The sequence below is a fragment of the Paenibacillus phocaeensis genome (assembly GCF_900021165.1).
In the GTDB taxonomy this organism is placed as follows: domain Bacteria; phylum Bacillota; class Bacilli; order Paenibacillales; family Paenibacillaceae; genus Fontibacillus; species Fontibacillus phocaensis.
On the sequence record NZ_FCOQ01000027.1, the window covers coordinates 46,222 to 64,491 of the forward strand.

At 56.5% G+C, this 18,270-nt stretch carries 18 protein-coding genes and 1 pseudogene; 2 read left to right on the forward strand and 17 right to left on the reverse strand.

Annotated elements, in window-relative coordinates; translation table 11 throughout:
• Positions 1-68 precede the first annotated feature (68 nt).
• From BN3795_RS17995 to smc, 7 genes are all read right to left on the reverse strand, one after another.
• The gene (locus BN3795_RS17995) at positions 69-299 is read right to left on the reverse strand and encodes a KH domain-containing protein (protein WP_059045410.1); all 231 of its coding nucleotides are present in this window, start codon (positions 297-299) and stop codon (positions 69-71) included.
• A gap of 22 nt (positions 300-321) precedes the next feature.
• Positions 322-594, reverse strand: a complete 273-nt coding sequence (gene rpsP / locus BN3795_RS18000) for a 30S ribosomal protein S16 (protein WP_059045412.1) — start codon at positions 592-594, stop codon at positions 322-324.
• Positions 595-633: 39 nt separating this feature from the next.
• Entirely contained in the window at positions 634-2,010 is a 1,377-nt protein-coding gene (gene ffh / locus BN3795_RS18005; protein WP_068786084.1) for a signal recognition particle protein, read from the reverse strand.
• Positions 2,011-2,091: 81 nt separating this feature from the next.
• Positions 2,092-2,445 (reverse strand): putative DNA-binding protein, encoded by a 354-nt coding sequence (locus BN3795_RS18010; RefSeq protein ID WP_068786085.1) that lies wholly within the window; start codon positions 2,443-2,445, stop codon positions 2,092-2,094.
• A 188-nt stretch (positions 2,446-2,633) separates the two neighbouring features.
• Entirely contained in the window at positions 2,634-3,281 is a 648-nt protein-coding gene (gene trhA / locus BN3795_RS18015; RefSeq protein ID WP_068786086.1) for a PAQR family membrane homeostasis protein TrhA, read from the reverse strand.
• 102 nt (positions 3,282-3,383) lie between these two features.
• A complete protein-coding gene (gene ftsY, locus BN3795_RS18020; protein ID WP_068786087.1) occupies positions 3,384-4,391 on the reverse strand; it encodes a signal recognition particle-docking protein FtsY in 1,008 nt (335 codons plus the stop codon).
• A 166-nt stretch (positions 4,392-4,557) separates the two neighbouring features.
• Entirely contained in the window at positions 4,558-8,130 is a 3,573-nt protein-coding gene (gene smc, locus BN3795_RS18025; RefSeq protein WP_068786088.1) for a chromosome segregation protein SMC, read from the reverse strand.
• A 177-nt stretch (positions 8,131-8,307) separates the two neighbouring features.
• On the opposite strand from smc, the gene BN3795_RS18030 reads away from it, so the two are divergent.
• A complete protein-coding gene (locus BN3795_RS18030) occupies positions 8,308-9,720 on the forward strand; it encodes a serine hydrolase (protein WP_068786089.1) in 1,413 nt (470 codons plus the stop codon).
• 127 nt (positions 9,721-9,847) lie between these two features.
• Here BN3795_RS18030 and rnc read toward each other — a convergent pair whose 3' ends face one another.
• The 10 genes and pseudogenes from rnc to BN3795_RS18075 all read right to left on the reverse strand — a co-directional run bounded on the left by rnc (position 9,848) and on the right by BN3795_RS18075 (position 17,706).
• A complete protein-coding gene (gene rnc / locus BN3795_RS18035; protein WP_068786090.1) occupies positions 9,848-10,546 on the reverse strand; it encodes a ribonuclease III in 699 nt (232 codons plus the stop codon).
• A 13-nt stretch (positions 10,547-10,559) separates the two neighbouring features.
• Positions 10,560-11,798, reverse strand: coding sequence for a beta-ketoacyl-ACP synthase II (gene fabF, locus BN3795_RS18040; protein WP_110945236.1), 1,239 nt, complete (start codon positions 11,796-11,798; stop codon positions 10,560-10,562).
• 128 nt (positions 11,799-11,926) lie between these two features.
• A complete protein-coding gene (acpP, locus tag BN3795_RS18045) occupies positions 11,927-12,160 on the reverse strand; it encodes an acyl carrier protein (protein ID WP_018750834.1) in 234 nt (77 codons plus the stop codon).
• Positions 12,161-12,229: 69 nt separating this feature from the next.
• A complete protein-coding gene (fabG, locus tag BN3795_RS18050) occupies positions 12,230-12,979 on the reverse strand; it encodes a 3-oxoacyl-[acyl-carrier-protein] reductase (RefSeq protein ID WP_068786092.1) in 750 nt (249 codons plus the stop codon).
• A 133-nt stretch (positions 12,980-13,112) separates the two neighbouring features.
• Complete coding sequence (fabD, locus tag BN3795_RS18055) at positions 13,113-14,057, reverse strand: ACP S-malonyltransferase (RefSeq protein ID WP_068786093.1); 945 nt, start codon at positions 14,055-14,057, stop codon at positions 13,113-13,115.
• A gap of 74 nt (positions 14,058-14,131) precedes the next feature.
• On the reverse strand, positions 14,132-15,121 hold the full coding sequence (locus tag BN3795_RS18060) for a beta-ketoacyl-ACP synthase III (protein WP_068786094.1): 990 nt from the start codon (positions 15,119-15,121) through the stop codon (positions 14,132-14,134).
• Between the two features lie 9 nt (positions 15,122-15,130).
• Positions 15,131-16,117: a phosphate acyltransferase PlsX gene (plsX, locus tag BN3795_RS18065; protein WP_068786095.1), complete on the reverse strand. Its 987-nt coding sequence runs from the start codon at positions 16,115-16,117 to the stop codon at positions 15,131-15,133.
• Positions 16,101-16,696, reverse strand: a pseudogene (gene fapR, locus BN3795_RS18070) (transcription factor FapR). The gene plsX and the pseudogene fapR overlap by 17 nt, the downstream one beginning before the upstream one ends.
• A 256-nt stretch (positions 16,697-16,952) precedes the next feature.
• Complete coding sequence (rpmF, locus tag BN3795_RS25135; RefSeq protein ID WP_009222962.1) at positions 16,953-17,126, reverse strand: 50S ribosomal protein L32; 174 nt, start codon at positions 17,124-17,126, stop codon at positions 16,953-16,955.
• 58 nt (positions 17,127-17,184) lie between these two features.
• Complete coding sequence (locus tag BN3795_RS18075; RefSeq protein ID WP_068786096.1) at positions 17,185-17,706, reverse strand: YceD family protein; 522 nt, start codon at positions 17,704-17,706, stop codon at positions 17,185-17,187.
• A gap of 185 nt (positions 17,707-17,891) precedes the next feature.
• Between BN3795_RS18075 and BN3795_RS18080 the strand changes: the two genes are divergently transcribed.
• On the forward strand, positions 17,892-18,270 hold a 379-nt coding region (locus BN3795_RS18080; protein WP_198524757.1), incomplete at its 3' end, for a nucleotidyltransferase family protein.

Consider the following 18,270-nt stretch of genomic DNA (forward strand, 5'->3'; position numbering starts at 1 on the left):
AGCATGTACGAAAAAGGGCTAGGACAAACATCCTAACCCGCTTTCGTCTACCATTATGAAGTTGCCGTTCAAGACATGATATCCACGGTGACCCGCTTATCCATCTTGACCGCTGCCGATGCCACGACCGTGCGGAGTGCCTTGGCGATTCTCCCCTGCTTGCCGATGACCTTCCCTACATCGTCGGGATGTACGGATAGTTCATAGACGATCAGGTGATCCTTCTCCACGACCTCCACGCGCACGTCGTCCGGATGATCAACAAGAGCCTTCGCGATAACGCCGACTAATTGTTCCATATACGACCCTCCGAATCAGCAATTATTTCTGCTGTCTAAGCTCATGGAATTTCTTCATAACGCCTGCTTTGCTCAGCAGATTGCGAACGGTATCGGATGCTTGCGCACCGTCTTGGAGCCATTTCAATGCTTTCTCTTCATCGATGTTGACTACTGCCGGTTGTGCAACCGGGTTATAGTAACCAATCTCCTCGATAAAACGGCCGTCACGCGGGGAACGAGAATTCGAAACCACGATACGGTAGAAAGGAGCTTTATGAGCACCAATACGTTTCAAACGAATACGAACTGCCACGAAATTCACCTCCTTCAAAGAATGAACGTTTATTATGGATTAACGGAAAGGGAACCGCATCCCTTTGCCGGCCTTGCCAAGTTGCTTCATCATCTTGTTGCCTTTGCCTTTTGGCCCCATCATGTCGGAGAACTGCTTCATCACGCGCCGCATTTCGTCAAACTGCTTGATCAAGCGATTGACGTCTGCGAGCGTAGTCCCGCTGCCTGCGGCAATTCGCTTGCGCCGGCTGTGATTGATCATATCGGGATTTTGCTTCTCCTCTTTGGTCATCGAATGCACGATCGCCTCTACCCGGCCCATTTGCTTCTCGTCAACCTTGACGTTCTGCATCTGCTTCATCTTACCCATGCCGGGAATCATGTCCATCAGCTGATCCAGCGGACCGAGCTTCTTGACCTGCTCCATCTGCTCCAGGAAATCCTCGAACGTAAACTCCGCATTGCGCATTTTCCGTTCCATTTCCTTGGCTTTTTCCGCATCGATATTCGACTGCGCCTTCTCGATCAAGGACAGCATATCGCCCATCCCGAGAATCCGCGAGGCCATCCGCTCCGGATGGAACGGCTCCAGCGCGTCGATCTTCTCGCCAAGCGCGGCGAATTTGATCGGGCAGCCGGTAACGGCTTTGACCGATAACGCCGCACCGCCGCGGGTATCGCCATCCAGCTTGGTCAGCACGACGCCGGTCAGCGTCAGCTGCTGGTTGAAGCTCTCCGCCACGTTCACCGCATCCTGACCGGTCATAGCGTCCACGACCAGCAGAACCTCGTCCGGCTTCGTTACCTCATGGATTTGCCGCAGTTCCTCCATCAGCTCTTCGTCCACATGCAGCCGGCCGGCGGTATCGATCAGCAGGTAATCGTTGCCGTTATCCTTGGCATGCTGCAGCGCCTGACGGGCGATTTCCACCGGGCTGTTGCCCTCCGGCAGCGTAAAGACCGGCACCTTGATCTGTTCGCCGAGCACCTGCAGCTGCTTGATCGCTGCGGGACGATAAATATCTCCCGCCACCAGCAGCGGCCGATGATTCTCCTTCAGCAGGAGCTTGGCCAGCTTCGCTGAGGTAGTCGTCTTACCGGCCCCTTGCAGACCCGCCATCATGACGACGGTCGGCGGCCGGTTGCTGCGAGCCAGCTTCGCTTGGCTTCCGCCCATCAGCTCGGTCAGCTCTTTGTTGACGATATCGATAATGACCATGCCCGGCGTAAAGCTGTCCATGACCTCTTTGCCGACGGCCTTCTCCTTCACCTTGGCGATGAATTCCTTGACGACTTTAAAGTTAACGTCCGCCTCCAGCAGAGCGAGGCGAACTTCACGCATCGCTTCGTTTACATCGTCCTCCGATACCTTGCCTTTGCCGCGAAGCTTGCTGAACACGCTCTGCAGGCGACTGGTTAAGCCTTCAAATGCCATATCCTCAACACCCCCATTCTTTAAAGGTAGTTCAATCGCTGACTTTCTGAACTTGGTTTAACTTTACTGTCTATCGTCATCTTACAATTGCTCCGCCTCGCGAAGCAAATTTCTTGCCGTTTCTTTATGTAACGGGGACATGGCGCTGTCTTCGACCAGCTGCACCAACCGGGACAATACACCGCTCCGCGCCTCGTGCTTCTTCAGCAGGCCCAGCTTCTCTTCGTACGTTTCCAGCATGCCTTCAGCCCGTTTGATATGCTCATATACCGCCTGGCGGCTAATCTCGAACTCGGCGGCGATTTCGCCCAACGAGAAATCATCGAGAAAATAATATTTCAAGAAGGTCTGCTGTTTCTCCGTAAGCAGCGCTTCATAGAAGTCAAACAAAAGGTTGATCCGGTTCGTCTTCTCAAGCCTATTCTCCTGACTCATCTGGGCACTCCCTCCGTCAAGGAAAAACACTTTACAGCGCATCAACTTTTCCTATGATACCGAATGCCGGGGTGGATGTCAAGCATTTTTCCTTAACATCCGATCAGACGCCTAATCCACTGCCTTTCCGGCAAAAAAGCCGCTTCCCGATCGCTCGGAAAGCGGCTTGCTGTCCTTCGTCCAGCTGTTTAATGATGCGGCAGAAGATATAGCAGTATCGCAAAGAAATGCGTCACACTGCCGCCAAGCACGAATAGATGCCAAATCGCATGGTGGTAAGGGAACCCCCGCCATACATAAAATATCGTCCCAAGCGTGTAAGACAGCCCGCCCGCAACCAGCAGGACAATGCCCTGATGCGGCATCGCCGCCGTCAGCGGCCCCCAGGCGATCACGATCAGCCACCCCATGATCAAGTAAAAAAACGTCGACATGAACAGGAATCTTTTGACGAAGAAGGCCTTAAAGACGACGCCAAGCAGCGCAATCCCCCAAATGGTGCCAAACAGGCTCCAGCCGAGCGGCCCCCGAACCGCTACCAGCAGAAACGGCGTGTACGTCCCTGCGATATAAATGTAGATGGAGGAATGATCGAAGAACTCGAACAGATCCTTCAGCTTGCCTTCCTTGAAGCTATGCACCAGGGTCGAGCACAGGTACAAGAGCAGCATGCTTGCCCCGTAAATCGTAAAGCTGACGACATGCCAAGCCGTCCCTTTCATGCTGGAAAATACGATCAACAATACTAATCCCGCTACACTGAGCAAGGCGCCGATGCCGTGGGTGATCGCGTTGGCAATTTCCTCGCGTCGGTCGTAAGTATGCGTATTGGCCATCCTGTCACCTCCTATTTTCGTTCCAGTTAGTATGTCTTGCCGGGCGTTTGCCTATGATCATCATACGAATGAGCTGCGCAATGTGTTACAGGCAAGGCCGGATTAGACTTCTTTCTCGGCTCCTTCAGCTTCTTCCTCCTCGGCGATCAAGCCGGCAAACAAGCCGTGTACGAACTGCTCGGAATCGAATTTCTGCAGGTCGTCCACCTTCTCGCCCAACCCTACGAACTTCACCGGCAGGCTCAGTTCCTGACGGATGGCGATAACGATCCCGCCCTTGGCGGTGCCGTCCAGCTTCGTGAGCACCAGACCGGTTACGCCGCTCTTCTCGCCGAACAGCTTCGCTTGGCTGAGCGCATTTTGTCCGGTGGTGGCGTCGAGCACCATCAGCACCTCATGCGGTGCGCCCGGGATTTCCCGCTGGATGACGCGATAAATCTTGTTCAGCTCCTCCATCAGGTTGGACTTATTCTGCAGTCGTCCTGCCGTATCGCACAACAGAATGTCCGCCCCGCGCTGCTTGGCGGCCTGAACCGCGTCGTACATCACCGCCGCCGGGTCGGCTCCGGCCTGCTGCTTGATCACGTCCACCTGGGCCCGCTTGCCCCATACCTCGAGCTGCTCGATTGCGCCGGCGCGGAACGTGTCCCCGGCAGCCAGGATCACTTTCTTGCCCTGCTGTTTATAGTAATGAGCCAGCTTGCCGATCGTCGTCGTTTTGCCGACGCCGTTGACGCCGACGAACAAAATGACGCTGATCCCGTCCGGATTCAAGTGCATTTCGCTGTCTTCATCTCCGCGCAGCAGCTCGGTTAATTTCTCCGACAACAGCGGCTGCAGCTCGGCTGCATTCTCGATGCGGCGCTGCTTGACTTCCGTCCGCAGATCGTCGATCAGCTTCAGTACGGTGTTCACACCGACGTCCGCGCCGATCAGGATTTCCTCCAGCTCTTCGAAAAACTCTTCATCGATTTTTTTGCGCCGAGTCACGAGCTCCGTAACTTTCTCCACAAAGCCCTTCCGGCTCTTCTCGAGTCCGTCCCGAAATTGTTGGGTGACGGCTTCCGTTTTGGATGCAATGCTTTCTCTCAGTTTCTTAAAGAAACTCATAGGGAATATTTCCTCCTTCATCACTTCGAACTCATTATCGCATACCGCGAGGGACCAAGCAATTTCCAGACGCCGCCGGAGTGCAAATAAAAACGTGGCAGGAGAGACCAAGCGATGCGCCTTGGCTCCCAAGCCACCTTGATACAAATTACACCCGATGCGATTCCTAGGCGATTTCGACCGTTTCTTCGTCCTCCAGCTTCACGGAGACCAGCTTGGATACGCCGCCTTCCTCCATCGTCACGCCGTACAGCACGTCGGCTTCTTCCATCGTACCTTTGCGGTGGGTGACGACGATAAACTGGGTCTGCTCGGAAAATTCGCGTAAGTACTGGGCAAACCGGGCTACGTTGGCCTCGTCCAGCGCCGCTTCGACTTCATCGAGCACGCAGAACGGCACGGGCTTCACCTGCAGAATCGCAAACAGCAGCGCCATGGCGGTTAACGCCCGCTCTCCGCCGGAGAGCAGCTGCAAGTTTTGCAGCTTCTTGCCCGGCGGCTGGGCAACTACGTCGATCCCCGTATCCAGCAGATTGTCCGGATCGACCAGAATCAGATCGGCCCGGCCGCCGCCGAACAGCTTCGAGAAGACGATCACGAATTCGCGGCGGATGGCGTCAAACGTTGTTTTGAAGCGTTTGGACATCTCCTCGTCCATCTCGCGGATGACTTGGTACAACGTTGTTTTCGCTTCGACCAGGTCATCCTTCTGCTCGCTGAGGAACTGGTAGCGTTCGGACACACGGTTGTATTCCTCAATCGCGCCGAGGTTCACCTCCCCGAGCATCGTGATCTGCCGCTTCAGCTCCTTGACGTCGGCCTGGGTCTGCGGCACGTCCTCCGGCACGGCATAACGCTGCTTGGCCAGCTCGTAGCTGATCTCATAATCCTCGGACAGCTTGCGCAGGATGTTGTCCAGCTCTACGTCGAGGCGGTTCGCCTGGATTTCCGTCTGGCGCAGCTGTTCCTCAACAGCCTTGAGTCCCAGCCGTTGCTCTTTCGTCTCGCTTTCGCCTTCCTCCAGCTTCTTCACGAGCACGGCCCGCGATGCTCGCTCCAGCTCCAACTGCTCGCCGGTGCGTTCTTTTTTCAGCTTGAAGTCGTTGAGCTCTTCCCGTTGCTTGACGGACTGCTCCTCGTTTTGCTTGAGGTCCGCCTCAATCGACTGCAAAATCGTGCGGTTCTGTCCCAGCTCGCGCTCCTGAACCTTGAACTCGTTCTCCGCACGGCGCAGCTGTTCGCGAAGCGACTGGCATTCCTGATCCAGCTTGCCTTCACGAACTTTCAAATCGGTCAGCAGATCCTGCAGCTCCTCCTTGGCCGATTCGCTCGCTTTCCGCGCGAACTCGGCAGCCCGGATCGACTGCTGCACGGTTTGCTCTTCCTTCTCCAGCTCGACGAGCCGCTCTTCCGCGGCCTTCTTCGTCGCATCAAGCTCCTCCAGCTCTTTCTGGTAGTGGCCCTTCTCTTGGCCGTACAGCTCAAATTGCTCGGAGACGTGACGCCACTCGTGATCCATCTGCTTCAGGTCCCCTGCGCAGGCTTGCTCCTCGACCCGTTTGGCATCGCCGGCTTCACGCAGGCGCGTTAACTCGCTTTCCGCCTTAGCCAGCTGGCTCCGCACATCGGTTAAGCCTTTGCGCAGCTTGTCCAGCATCTCCTCGCTCTCGCGGATGTCGCTGGCCAACTGATCGAGCTGGCGTTTGCGTCCCAGGAGGTTGCTGTTCTTGCGGTGCTGAGAGCCCCCGGTCATCGAACCGCCGGCATTAACGACATCGCCTTCCAGCGTCACGATCCGGAAGCGGTATTGCAACCGCGCGGCCATCTTGTTGGCGCGCTCCAGATCGCTGGCAAATACGACGTTGCCCAGCAGGCTGCCAACGATATCGGCATACCGCGGCTCATAGCCGACCAGCTCTGCGCCGATCCCGACGAAACCGTCCGCTTCCTCCAGCAAGCGCTTGTCCGCCGCGGAAATCTGTCTCGGACGAATGACATCGAGCGGCAGGAACGTGGCCCGTCCCAACTGGCGCTGCTTCAGAAAGGAGATCGCCTGGCGCGATACAGCTTCGTTCTCCATAACGATATGCTGCATGGCGGCGCCCAGCGCCGTTTCCACGGCCAGCTCCAACTTCTCCGGAACCCGGATCAGCTCAGCGACCGCGCCGTGAACCCCGGCCAGCGTCGACCTCTTCGACGCTTTCAGGACCTCCTTGACGCCGAGGACAAACCCGTCGTAGTCGTCCTCCATCTCCTTCATCGTGTCGCGGCGAGAGACGAGCGCCTCGCGCTTCTGCTCCCATTTGCGGATATTGCTCTGGCTCTCTTCAACGAGCTTCTGCAGCGAATTGACGCGCTCGCTTTCCTGGATGTACTGTCCGCGCAGCTCGGCGATCTCTTTGCCCAGCTTGTCCAGCACTTCCTCCAGCTCGGCTTTGCTTCCCTTCAACCTTTCCAGCTCGTCGGTCCATTTGACGCCTTCCTCTTCGGCCCGTTCCATCCGGCGCTTCACGCTGTCCTTCTGCTGCTCGGCATAATGGATCTCGTTGCGGGATTGCGCCATCCGGTTCATAATGTCCAGCAGCTGTCCTTTCAAGCCTTCCTCTTGCGCCTGACTGATGCCGCCGGTTACGCCGATCAGCTTCGCTTCCTCCGCCGACAGCTCATTGCGCAGCTCGCTGAGCTGCTGCTCCGCCGCGGCGAACTTGGCAGCCAGCTGCTCAAGTTCCTGCTGCCGCTGGGCGAACCGCTCCTCGCTCACCTCAAGCGATTGGCGAAGCTGCTCGCGATTTTGGGTCAGGTTCTTGGCGCGTTCCTTCAATACCTCGCCGTAACCTTCGCTTTTCTCGTAGCTCTCGCTGTATTCCAGCAGTTGTCCTTGCAGCAGCTCAATTTGATCCTCGACCTGGCGAAGGGCCAGCCGATCGCTCTCCAGCTTGGCATCATGCGCGGAGACGACCGTCGACAAAGCCAGCTGCTCCTCCTGCAGCTTGGCCAGCTTGGCGTTCGCCTCGCTCCACGATTCGTGGATTTGCTCAATCTGGTGCACATATAATGAAATCTCTTTATTTTTCAATTGCTCGCGCAATTCCTTGTATCTAATGGCTTTCTCCGACTGCTCCTTCAGCGGCTCGATTTGATCCTCCAGCTCGACCACCAGGTCGTTGATCCGCAGCAGGTTCTGCTCCGTCTCGTCCAGCTTGCGGCGAGCATCGCGCTTGCGGCTCTTGTATTTCACAATCCCCGAAGCCTCTTCGAAGATCCCTCGGCGATCCTCCGATCGCGTACTCAAAATCTCTTCGATCCGGCCTTGTCCGATGATAGAGTAAGCTTCCTTCCCGATCCCCGTATCCATGAACAGCTCGGTGATATCCTTGAGCCGGCAGGATTGCTTGTTGATGAAATATTCGCTGTCCCCGCTGCGATGGACCCGTCGGGTCACCGTCACCTCGCTGAAATCGAGCGGCAGCGCTTGGTCGGTGTTGTCGAGCGTTAGCGACACCTCGCTGAAGTTCACCGCCTTGCGCGCGTCGCTGCCGGCAAAGATGATATCTTCCATTTTCCCGCCGCGCAAGGACTTGGCACTTTGCTCTCCCAGCACCCAACGGATGCCGTCGGAGATATTGCTCTTGCCGCTGCCGTTCGGTCCGACCACAGCGGTAATGCCGCGGACGAATTCCATCTCCGTCTTATCGGCGAACGATTTGAAGCCCGCTAACTCTATCCGTTTCAAAAACATACGTTCACTATCACCTCTACCGTTTATTGTAACATACCTGAAGCCCCGGAGGACAGGCAATCCGTCTCATGCGGAGGTCCGGCAACCCGCTTCTCCCGCTCGCTTGAAATTCAAAATGCTTTTTGCTAGTGTGATAGAAAAATCCAATCATTTATATCGGTAAAAGGAGCATCCCTGATGAGCAAAAAGAAGCTTTCCCGCCTGGCCGGCTTGTTATTCGTCTTAACCCTTGGCGCCGCGTCACTGGCAGTCCCGGCTCTGCCTGCAGCTGCCGCTTCGCCGCAGATCGCGGAGAAATCCGCCATCCTGACGATCGGCGGACAGGAACTTGCCTGGACAACCCCGCCGTTAATCTACCGCGGCGTGACCTATGTGCCGCTGCGTGAAACCGCCGAATATTTGGGGGCGGAGGTGAAGTGGAATTCCGTCAAGCGCGCCTCCGAGCTACAGGTTCTCGGGGACACGATCCTGCACCGCGCGGGGACGGATCTGTACCGCGTCAACGGGAACCCGCTTCGGGCGGGCGACGTTTCCATCGATCGCGGCGGCGTCACGCTGGTGCCGCTGCGCGCGATGGCTGAGATCATGAAGGCCGAGGTCCGTGCCGCGGCGGTGGCCGGAACGATGCGAGCCGACTTGACTCCGGACCGTGCCTCGATCAGCTCTACCGAGACGGAGGCAGCGGACCGCTACTTGATCGCCCAGCGGTATTCCGGCATCGCCTTAATCGCCAAAGGGGATCAGGTCCTGCTGCGCAAAGGCTACGGATATGACGGAGAGAACCAACTTGTCCGGGCCGATTGGAAGTCTCGCATTGGATCGCTGAACAAGTCCTTTACGGCAGCGGCCGTGATGAAGCTGGCCGAGGAAGGCAAGCTGCGTCTGGAGGATACGCTGGAATCGTATTTTCCCGGCTTCCCTGGCGGGGACCGGATCACCGTTCACCTGCTGTTGTCCCACCTGTCCGGCATTAATCCCAACTTTCCGCGTGAAGCCGGTTTAACCTTGCAGGAGACGATCGAAGCGATCCGCGCCAAACCGCTGCTGGTCGAACCGGGCAGCAAATTTATCTACAGCAACAGCGGTTATGTGGTGTTGGCCGGAATCATCGAGAAGGCATCGGGAATGAGTTACGGGGATTACCTGAAGCAGAGTCTTTGGGAGCCGCTGGGGTTGCATGATACGGGAGAGGCGAAGCCCTCTATCTCGGTCCTCCAAGGCTATGTCAGCGCCGGAGACCAGATCTGGATACCGGCCGGGCCATACATCTCGCAATCCGGCACCGGTACGTTGTATTCCACGGTCGATGACATGCTGGCGTGGATCGCTTCCTTTGAGACGGAACGTGTGCTTCGCAATTCGTCGATCACCCAAATGTTCACCCCGTATTCGGAGAAGAACTACGGCTACGGCTGGATGATCCGCGAGGAAAACGGAGTGACGCGCGTCTTTCACAACGGTAGCGGCACCGGCTACGCCACCGGAATGTCCCGGGAGCTTGGCGGCGGGTACACGATCATTCTGCTTGGCAATCATGCCGGGATGGATACGCTGACGCTGATGACCGAGCTCAGGAAGCGGCTTCCGTAAATCTTAAGAACAGAACCAGAGCAATCCGCTTTCCAACAACATGATCGGTCTGATCTAAGAGAAAAAGGCCTCCCTGATCAATCTTGGGACGCCTTCTTCTCTTCCATATTCACATCTCATGCAATGTTCAAAGATCGGAGCTCCTAAGCAGCTCCAACGCCAAGGCCGCCGCCTGCTGCTCGGCTTCCTTCTTGGATCTGCCGGTGCCCTGGCCGAGCGATCGCCCTTCCATGCAGACCTCTGCGACGAATTCACGTTCATGCGCCGGTCCCCGCTCCTCAATGATTCGGTACTCCAAAGCGCCCATCCCGTGATGCTGCGTCAGCTCCTGCAGCTCCGTCTTGAAGTCGCTGGTCGCCAGCTTGCCGTCCAGGGTCAATTTCGGGAATACGTGGCGATGAAGGAACGCAGTGACGGCTTCCAGGCCCTGGTCCAGGTACAAAGCGCCGATAAAGGATTCGAACACGTCCGCAAGCAACGCCGGACGGGTTCGCCCTCCGGTCAGCTCCTCGCCTTTGCCGAGAAGGACATAATGCCCGAACTCGAGGCTCTCGGCGAATTTGACGAGCGACGGCTCACAGACGATTGCGGCGCGCAGCTTCGTCAACTCCCCTTCGGGACGATCCGGAAATAACCGATATAAATGCTCTGAAACGGTCAACTCGAGAACGGCGTCACCCAAAAACTCCAGGCGCTCGTTATCCTCGTATTGGCTGAAGCGATGCTCGTTCACATATGACGCGTGGGTGAAGGCTTGTTTCAGAAGCTGCCGATTTTGGAATGCCAGTTCAAGTTTTTGCTGTAACTGCTTCAGATCTCCATTCACCAGACTTAACCCCTTATGCTTCGTATTTCTTCATCATGATCGTGGCGTTATGTCCGCCGAATCCGAACGAATTGGACATCGTCACGCGGACGTTCGCACGTCTGGCTTCGTTCGGAACGTAGTCCAGATCGCATTCCGGATCCGGATGCTCCAGGTTGATCGTTGGCGGAATGACGCCATGCTCCAGCGTAAGCCCGCAAATGACAGCTTCGACGCCGCCCGCAGCTCCGAGCAAATGACCGGTCATCGATTTGGTCGAGCTGACGGCCAGTTTGTAAGCATGGTCGCCAAACGCACCCTTGATCGCAATCGTCTCCGAGCGGTCACCGACCGGTGTCGAGGTGCCGTGGGCATTGATGTAATCCACTTCCTCCGGCGCAATGCCGGCGTCGCGGATCGCCATCTTCATGCAGCGCTCCGGTCCGTTCGGATCCGGTTCGGTCATATGGTGCGCATCCCCGCTCAAGCCGTAGCCGATAATTTCGCCGTAGATTTTGGCGCCGCGCTTCTTCGCATGCTCCAGCGATTCCAAGATCAGAATGCCGGCGCCTTCGCCCATAACGAAGCCATCGCGTTCCAGATCAAACGGCCGGCTGGCTTTCTCCGGTTCGTCGTTGCGGGTCGACATCGCCCGCATCGAACAGAATCCCGCCATCCCGGTCGGACGGATCGTTGCTTCCGCGCCGCCGCAAATCATCACATCGGCATCACCCCGCTGAATGAGCTTGTACGAATCGCCGATGGAATGAGTTCCGGTCGCGCACGCAGTCACCGCCGTCGTATTCGGACCCTTCGCTCCGAACAGGATCGAAACATGGCCTGAGGCCATATTGGCAATCATCATAGGAATAAAAAATGGGCTGACGCGTTTCGGGCCTTTCTCCAGCAAAATGTTATGCTGGTCTTCCCAGGTTCCGAGACCGCCAATCCCCGAACCGATCATCACGCCTACCCGTTCCGGATCGGCCTGCTCGGCAATGTTAAGCCCGCTGTCCTTCATGGCATTTACCGCCGCGGCGGTCGCAAACTGGACGAAACGGTCCATTTTCCGCGCTTCCTTGCGATCCACATAATCCTCCGGATTGAAATCTTTGACGGAAGCTGCAATTTGTGTGGGATATTCGCTGACGTCAAACGCTTCGATCCTCGAAACGCCGGATTTCCCCTGAACCAGGTTGTTCCACAGCGTATCGAGATCTTGTCCAAGCGCCGTCACGACACCCATCCCCGTAACTACTACTCTATGCTTCAAACACACTCACCTCGTATGGACTTCATGTGTACTTTTCCTGCTTGGATTTGCCCGCGAATGCTTGCAAAGGGTAAAGATGAGGAGAAGTCCCGCCTGCTAAGTAGGAGGTACGGGACTTTGGGATGACATTAGGTATGAGATTGTATGTAGTTTACAACTTCACCTACAGTCGTAATCTTCTCTGCATCTTCGTCGGAAATTTCCAGATCGAATTCATCTTCCAATTCCATAACCAATTCAACTACGTCAAGCGAATCCGCACCCAAGTCGTCTTTGAAAGACGCTTCCAGCGTCACTTCGGCTTCATCAGCGCCGAGGCGATCAACTACAATGCGTTTTACGCGATCCAATACATCGGACATCCGGTTCACCTCCTCTTTGGTATTATAAGAGATTTGAAGTTAAAATGCCATAGAAGCGAAAAGCGTGATTTACATATACATTCCGCCGTCCACGTGCAGCGTCTGTCCGGTCATATAAGCCGCGCTGTCCGAGGCGAGGAACAGAACCACGCTGGCGATCTCCTCCGGCTGTCCCAATCGGGCCAACGGGATATCGGCCAGCAGCTTCTGGCGATATTCCTCCGGAAGCTCGCCCGTCATGTCGGTATCGATAAATCCCGGGGCGATGCAGTTCACGGTGATGCCGCGCGAAGCCAGCTCACGGGCCGAGGATTTCGTCAGGCCAATGACTCCAGCTTTGGCGGCGACATAGTTCGCCTGCCCCGCATTGCCGAGCACGCCAACTACGGAAGAGATGTTGATAATTCGTCCCGAGCGCTGCTTCATCATCGGACGAGTTACGGCTTTGATCCCGTTGAATACGCCCTTCAGGTTCGTCTCGATGACTTGATCAAATTCTTCTTCCTTCATACGCATAATTAAATTATCTCTTGTAATTCCTGCGTTATTCACCAGAATATCGATCCGCCCCCACGCTTCGAGCACGGACTTCACCATATTCTCGAATTGCTCACTGCTGCCTACATGCGCTTTGGCAGCGTAGGCTTTCACGCCAAGCGCCTCGATTTCGGAAACGACGCGGGCGGCAGCTTCCTCATTCCCCGCGTAGTTGACGACAACGTCGGCTCCAGCTTCGGCCAAAGCCAGCGCAATGCTGCGGCCGATCCCGCGGGAGGCCCCGGTCACCAAAGCGGTCTTGCCTTGAAGCGGTTTGCTCAAACGGTTCATCTCCTTTCGCCATATTCATGAGACGCATTCCAAATCAAACTCCGTCTTGCTTACGAAACGCTCCTCGCCATTCCTTGAGCCCAAGCGGCACCTTTGCGGCGAAGGTAAATCCTTCGGAGGATCCTCAGTTGAGCTCGTTTAAGGCAGACGCCGTTTGCTCCAGGCTGTCCAGTCCGCTGACGTTATAGAGCCTTACCGTTTTATCGATCTTCTTGATCAATCCGGTCAGGACACTGCCCGGGCCAATCTCCACGAACGTGTCCACTCCCTGAGAAATAAGCCAGCTCACGCTATCCTCCCAGAGAACCGGAGAATAAACCTGACGGACCAGCAGCTCTGCGATCTCTGCCCCGCTGTGCACGGGAAGAGCGGTTACATTGGCTACAACGGGCACCTCCGCGTCGCGGAACGAAGCGGCAGATAACCGCTCGCCCAGTTGCTCCGCGGCCGTCTTCATCAACGAGGAATGGAACGGTCCGCTTACCTCGAGCGGAATGGCTCGTTTTGCGCCGATTTCCTTCACCCGTTCCACAACCTGTTGAACCCCTTCTTGGCTTCCCGAGACAACAATTTGCCCCGGACAGTTCACGTTAGCCAGTTCCACCAGCGCCCCGCCGGCCGTGATGTCGGCACATAACCGGGCCAATGCCTCCCGTTCGCCGCCAAGCACGGCAGCCATGGCGCCCTGCCCGCCCGGCACCGCCTGCTCCATGTATTCGCCGCGTGCTCGCACCAGCTTCACGGCATCCTCGAAACCGAGAACACCGGCGGCGGTCAGCGCGCTGTACTCGCCCAGGCTGTGACCCGCAACGTAGTCCGGCTGGAAGCCTTTGGCCGCAAACGCCTCGTACAGCGCCACGCTTGTCGTCAGCAGCGCCGGCTGCGTATTGGCCGTCTGCTTCAGCTCCGTGTCCGGCCCGCTGAAGATCAAGCTGCTCAGCGAGAAGCCCAGTTGCTCGTCCGCCGCATCGAAGCGCGCCCGAGCTGCAGGCAACGCATCATATATATCCTTGCCCATTCCTACGCTTTGGGAACCCTGTCCCGGAAAAACAAAAGCGATTTTGCCCATCCTGTGCACTCCCTATCGTAAAAGTCCGGTTGATCGCCAACCTTTGCCCGAGCGGGTATTCATGATCGAGCGGTTTACCACACCAGCACGGACGCCCCCCAGGTTAATCCGCCGCCGAAGCCGACCAGAAGGATGGTGTCGCCTTCCTTCATTCGCCCCTCTTCCGCTGCTTCAACCAGCGCCAGCGGAATGGACGCAGCCGACGTGTTCGCGTATTTATCCACGTTGATCACGCATTTCTCCTCCGGCAGGTCCAGGCGCTGCATCGCGGATTGAATAATGCGAATGTTCGCCTGATGAGGCACGAACAGATCGATGTCCTCTTTGCTCTTTCCGGCTTTGCGAAGCACTTCCTCCGTTGCCGTTCCCATCACGCGTACAGCAAACTTAAAGACCTCGCGTCCATTCATATAGATATAATGCTTGCGTTCCGCTACAGTAGCCTCCGATGCAGGCAGCCGGGAACCGCCGGCCTCCAGCTTCAGCAAATCCCCGCCGGCGCCCTCCGCGCCGAGATCAAAGGACAAGAATCCCCGGCCTTCCGGCACCTCGCCGAGGATCACCGCACCCGCACCATCACCGAACAACACACAGGTGTTCCGGTCCGTGTAATCCGTAATCCGGGACAAAGTATCGACCCCGATCACCAGCGCATTCCGATACATCCCCGTCTGGATAAAGCCATTCGCCGTCGCCATACCGTACACGAAACCCGAGCAGGCGGCGGACAAATCAAAGGCGGCCGCTTTCTTCGCACCCAGCTTATCTTGCAAAATGCAGGCCGTCGACGGAAAAGCCGTATCCGGTGTAATCGTAGCCACGATGATAAGATCCAGTTCCTCTGCCTTAAGGCCGGCGGATTGCAAAGCGCGAACCGCCGCTTCGTAAGCCAGATCGGAGGTTGCTTCTTCCGGCGCGGCGATATGCCGTTCCTTGATCCCTGTACGCGAGACGATCCATTCGTCATTCGTATCGACCATTTTCTCCAAATCCGCGTTGGTCAGCACTTTCTCTGGTACATATTTCCCGGTTCCGATAATTCCTACCGAACGTAAATTGTTCACTCTCGTCACTCACTTCCCGCTGATTTCCCGTGCTATGCTCTCCGTCAGACTGTTCTGCAGCGCCGTACGCGCTTGGCGAACGGCGTTCTTGATCGCGCCGCCGTCCGAGGACCCGTGTCCTTTCACGACCAGACCGCTCAGACCAAGCAGCGGTGCACCGCCATGTTCCTTATAGTCCATCATCGTCTTCAAACCGCGCAGCGACGGCATTAGCACAGCTGCAGCCAGCTTATTCTTAAGAGATTTCGTAAATTCCTTCTTCAAGATCGAAAACATCGCACCTGCCGTGCCTTCCAGCGATTTCAGCAAAATGTTCCCGGCAAAGCCGTCGCAGACGAGCACATCGCAAGCCCCGGTCAAGATGTCCCGGGCTTCCACATTGCCGGCGAAATGAATCGGCTGCGCTTCGAGCAGCGGATACGCCGCTTTGGTCAGCTCGTTGCCCTTCATCGCTTCCGTGCCGACATTCAGTAACCCGACCCGCGGATTGGCGATCCCGTGCACCTTTTCCCGGTAAATGCTGCCCATCAGGGCGTACTGCGCCAGGTGTTCCGGCTTGGCATCCATATTCGCGCCCAGATCCAGCGCCAGGACCCCGCGTCCGTCAAGGGTCGGAATCATCGGCGCCAACGCCGGCCGCTCGATCCCTTCCATGCGTCCGACCACCAGCAGTCCCGTCGTCATCAGCGCGCCGGTATTGCCCGCGGAGATCATCGCCGCGGCTTCGCCCTCGCGAACGAGTCGCCCGGCCACAACCATCGAAGCATCCTTCTTGCGCCGAACCGCCTTCACCGGTTCGTCCTCCGCGCCGATCACCTCGGAGGCGTGATGAATCCGCAAGTTCGCCGGGGCTCCTTGCAGCATGGGTTTCAGCACCTGCTCATCGCCGACCAGAATAATTTCGGTATCGCTCCATTCCTTGGCTGCGGCCAGCGCGCCTTCGACCGTGCTTTGCGGCGCGTGATCCCCGCCCATCGCATCAATGGCGATTCTCATGCTGACTTCCTCCTTCTAATGGTCATCTCCGGTGGACCGGTAGATGACGAAATTCCCTTGAAAAACCATTTCCTCACCAACGTAGGTAAACACCTCGACCTTGGCTTTGCCCTTTTGGCCGGAGCTAGGTCTTACGTAAGCTTTCGCAATGCACTTCTCTCCTAAATGCACCGAACGGATAAATCGTATATCTGCGGAGAAAGTCAAAGCGATTTCATCATTGATCACGGCCACGGCCAGGGAGTTGGCTTGAGCAAACACGTGATGCCCGCGGGCAATGCCCGTACGGGAGAACACATGCTCCTCCCGGATTTCAAAGATGGAGATCCCGCTCTTGTCCAACTGAAGGTCCACAATCTCCCCGATGACCTCATGCAGCGGCAAGGAACGAACCTGGTCGTACGACCGCTCCGCCATCAGCTTCATCCGCTCCCGGAGCTCGGGGATGCCGAGCTCCATCCGGTCCAGCCGGATGGTTTGAATGCTGACTTTCAGGTGTCGGGTCAGCTCCTGGTCCGTAATAAACGGGTTGGCTTCTATCATTTGGACGAGCTGCTGCTGCCTCGCCCGCTTCGGCAAACGTTCGATGGGTATCCCCCCTTGAGAATTAAGCAAACCATGATCCTTCGTCTTCCATCTATAAAATCAACGATCTCTCTTATATGTAAATTTAGGCGATGTTCTTTAGAACCTGGTACTAAAATGTAGTATAAAGCATCCCGTCCCAAAAGAAAAGCGAAATCGCCGTAAACCTGACGTACAGCCGGGCGGGAGAAGATAAAAAAAATAGCACCTCACCGAAATGAAGTACTACTTTGAGTCGGATGCCAAAAGCTTATTGGCCAATGATTTCTCTCGATTTGTATGTTCCGCAAACTTTGCATACGTGGTGAGCAAGCTTCAATTCTCCGCATTGTTCACATTTTACCATGCCCGGCACAGCCAATTTGAAATGCGTGCGGCGTTTGTCGCGGCGCGTTTTGGACGTTCTCCGTTGAGGTACTGCCATGGTTCCCACCTCCTTATTCAAGTCAACCCTAACCGGGGCATTATTCTTGTTTACTTGCTTATTTTTTGAAAAAATCGCCGAGCGCTGCGAGCCGCGGATCGATCACGTCCGTATTGCAGCCGCACGCCTGCTCGTTCAGATCCGTCCCGCAATTCGGGCAGAGCCCTTTGCAGGATTCCTGGCACAGGGCGGCATACGGAAGATGAAGCAGCAGCGTTTCTTCCACATACGGCACCAAATCGACTTTGTCGTCGGCGACATATTGCAAGTCTTCGTCTTCTTCCTGCATCTGCATGTCCGTCTCGGGCGCTTCGCCTTGTTTGAAGCTTTCTGAAAAATCCGCTTGTACGACCCGCTTCAAGGGCTTCAGACACCGGGAACAGGTCATATCGAGCTCGGCAGACAGCTTGCCTTTGACGTCAACGACGTCTCCGCCAGCCGCCTCCGCCTGCAAATCGACCTGCAGCGGACTGATCGCAGTAATATCTCTGCGACCTTTCAAGACACGGCTAACGTCCAGAGTCTGATGAATCTTCACCGGAGCTTCGGACGAGGTCACCTGACGTAAATGGATAAACATCAGCATCACTCCAAACAAACAAAAGTAATTATACCGATTTTAAGTAAGTTTTGTCAACAATAAAGCTGTGAATCCCTTGAAAATGCAGTGACGCTCCCCGCCTTTTAGTTCCTTCGCGATTTCGTGGTATATTCATAGAAGAATGTATCCATTCCAAATCCCTGGCAATCAAGGAGTCGAGCCCTTTGAACATCGTTGGCATCATTGTGGAATATAATCCGCTGCATAACGGCCATGCCTATCATTTCGCCGAAGCCAAGCGACTTACCGGCGCCGAGGCCGTCATCGCCGTGATGAGCGGCGATTTCCTGCAGCGCGGCGAACCGGCGCTCGTCGACAAGTGGGCGCGGACGGAAATGGCCCTGCGCCTCGGGGTCGACGTCGTGCTGGAGCTGCCGGTCACCTATGCGGCCCAGCCGGCCGAGTGGTTCGCCTACGGGGCCGTGGCCCTGCTCGAAGCGACCGGCGTCGCGACGCATCTGTGCTTCGGCAGCGAAGCCGGCGCGCTCACGGCGCTGCTGCCGCTGGCCGAGCGGCTGGCCGCCGAGCCGCAGGCGCTGAAGG

Coding starts and splice junctions, on each gene's coding strand:
- BN3795_RS17995 (WP_059045410.1), bottom strand. CDS start 299: ATGGAACAATTAGTCGGCGTTATCGCGAAGGCTCTTGTTGATCATCCG.
- ffh (WP_068786084.1), bottom strand. CDS start 2,010: ATGGCATTTGAAGGCTTAACCAGTCGCCTGCAGAGCGTGTTCAGCAAG.
- BN3795_RS18010 (WP_068786085.1), bottom strand. CDS start 2,445: ATGAGTCAGGAGAATAGGCTTGAGAAGACGAACCGGATCAACCTTTTG.
- trhA (WP_068786086.1), bottom strand. CDS start 3,281: ATGGCCAATACGCATACTTACGACCGACGCGAGGAAATTGCCAACGCG.
- ftsY (WP_068786087.1), bottom strand. CDS start 4,391: ATGAGTTTCTTTAAGAAACTGAGAGAAAGCATTGCATCCAAAACGGAA.
- smc (WP_068786088.1), bottom strand. CDS start 8,130: ATGTTTTTGAAACGGATAGAGTTAGCGGGCTTCAAATCGTTCGCCGAT.
- BN3795_RS18030 (WP_068786089.1), top strand. CDS start 8,308: ATGAGCAAAAAGAAGCTTTCCCGCCTGGCCGGCTTGTTATTCGTCTTA.
- acpP (WP_018750834.1), bottom strand. CDS start 12,160: ATGTCCGATGTATTGGATCGCGTAAAACGCATTGTAGTTGATCGCCTC.
- fabD (WP_068786093.1), bottom strand. CDS start 14,057: ATGGGCAAAATCGCTTTTGTTTTTCCGGGACAGGGTTCCCAAAGCGTA.
- plsX (WP_068786095.1), bottom strand. CDS start 16,117: ATGAGAATCGCCATTGATGCGATGGGCGGGGATCACGCGCCGCAAAGC.
- rpmF (WP_009222962.1), bottom strand. CDS start 17,126: ATGGCAGTACCTCAACGGAGAACGTCCAAAACGCGCCGCGACAAACGC.
- BN3795_RS18075 (WP_068786096.1), bottom strand. CDS start 17,706: ATGTTTATCCATTTACGTCAGGTGACCTCGTCCGAAGCTCCGGTGAAG.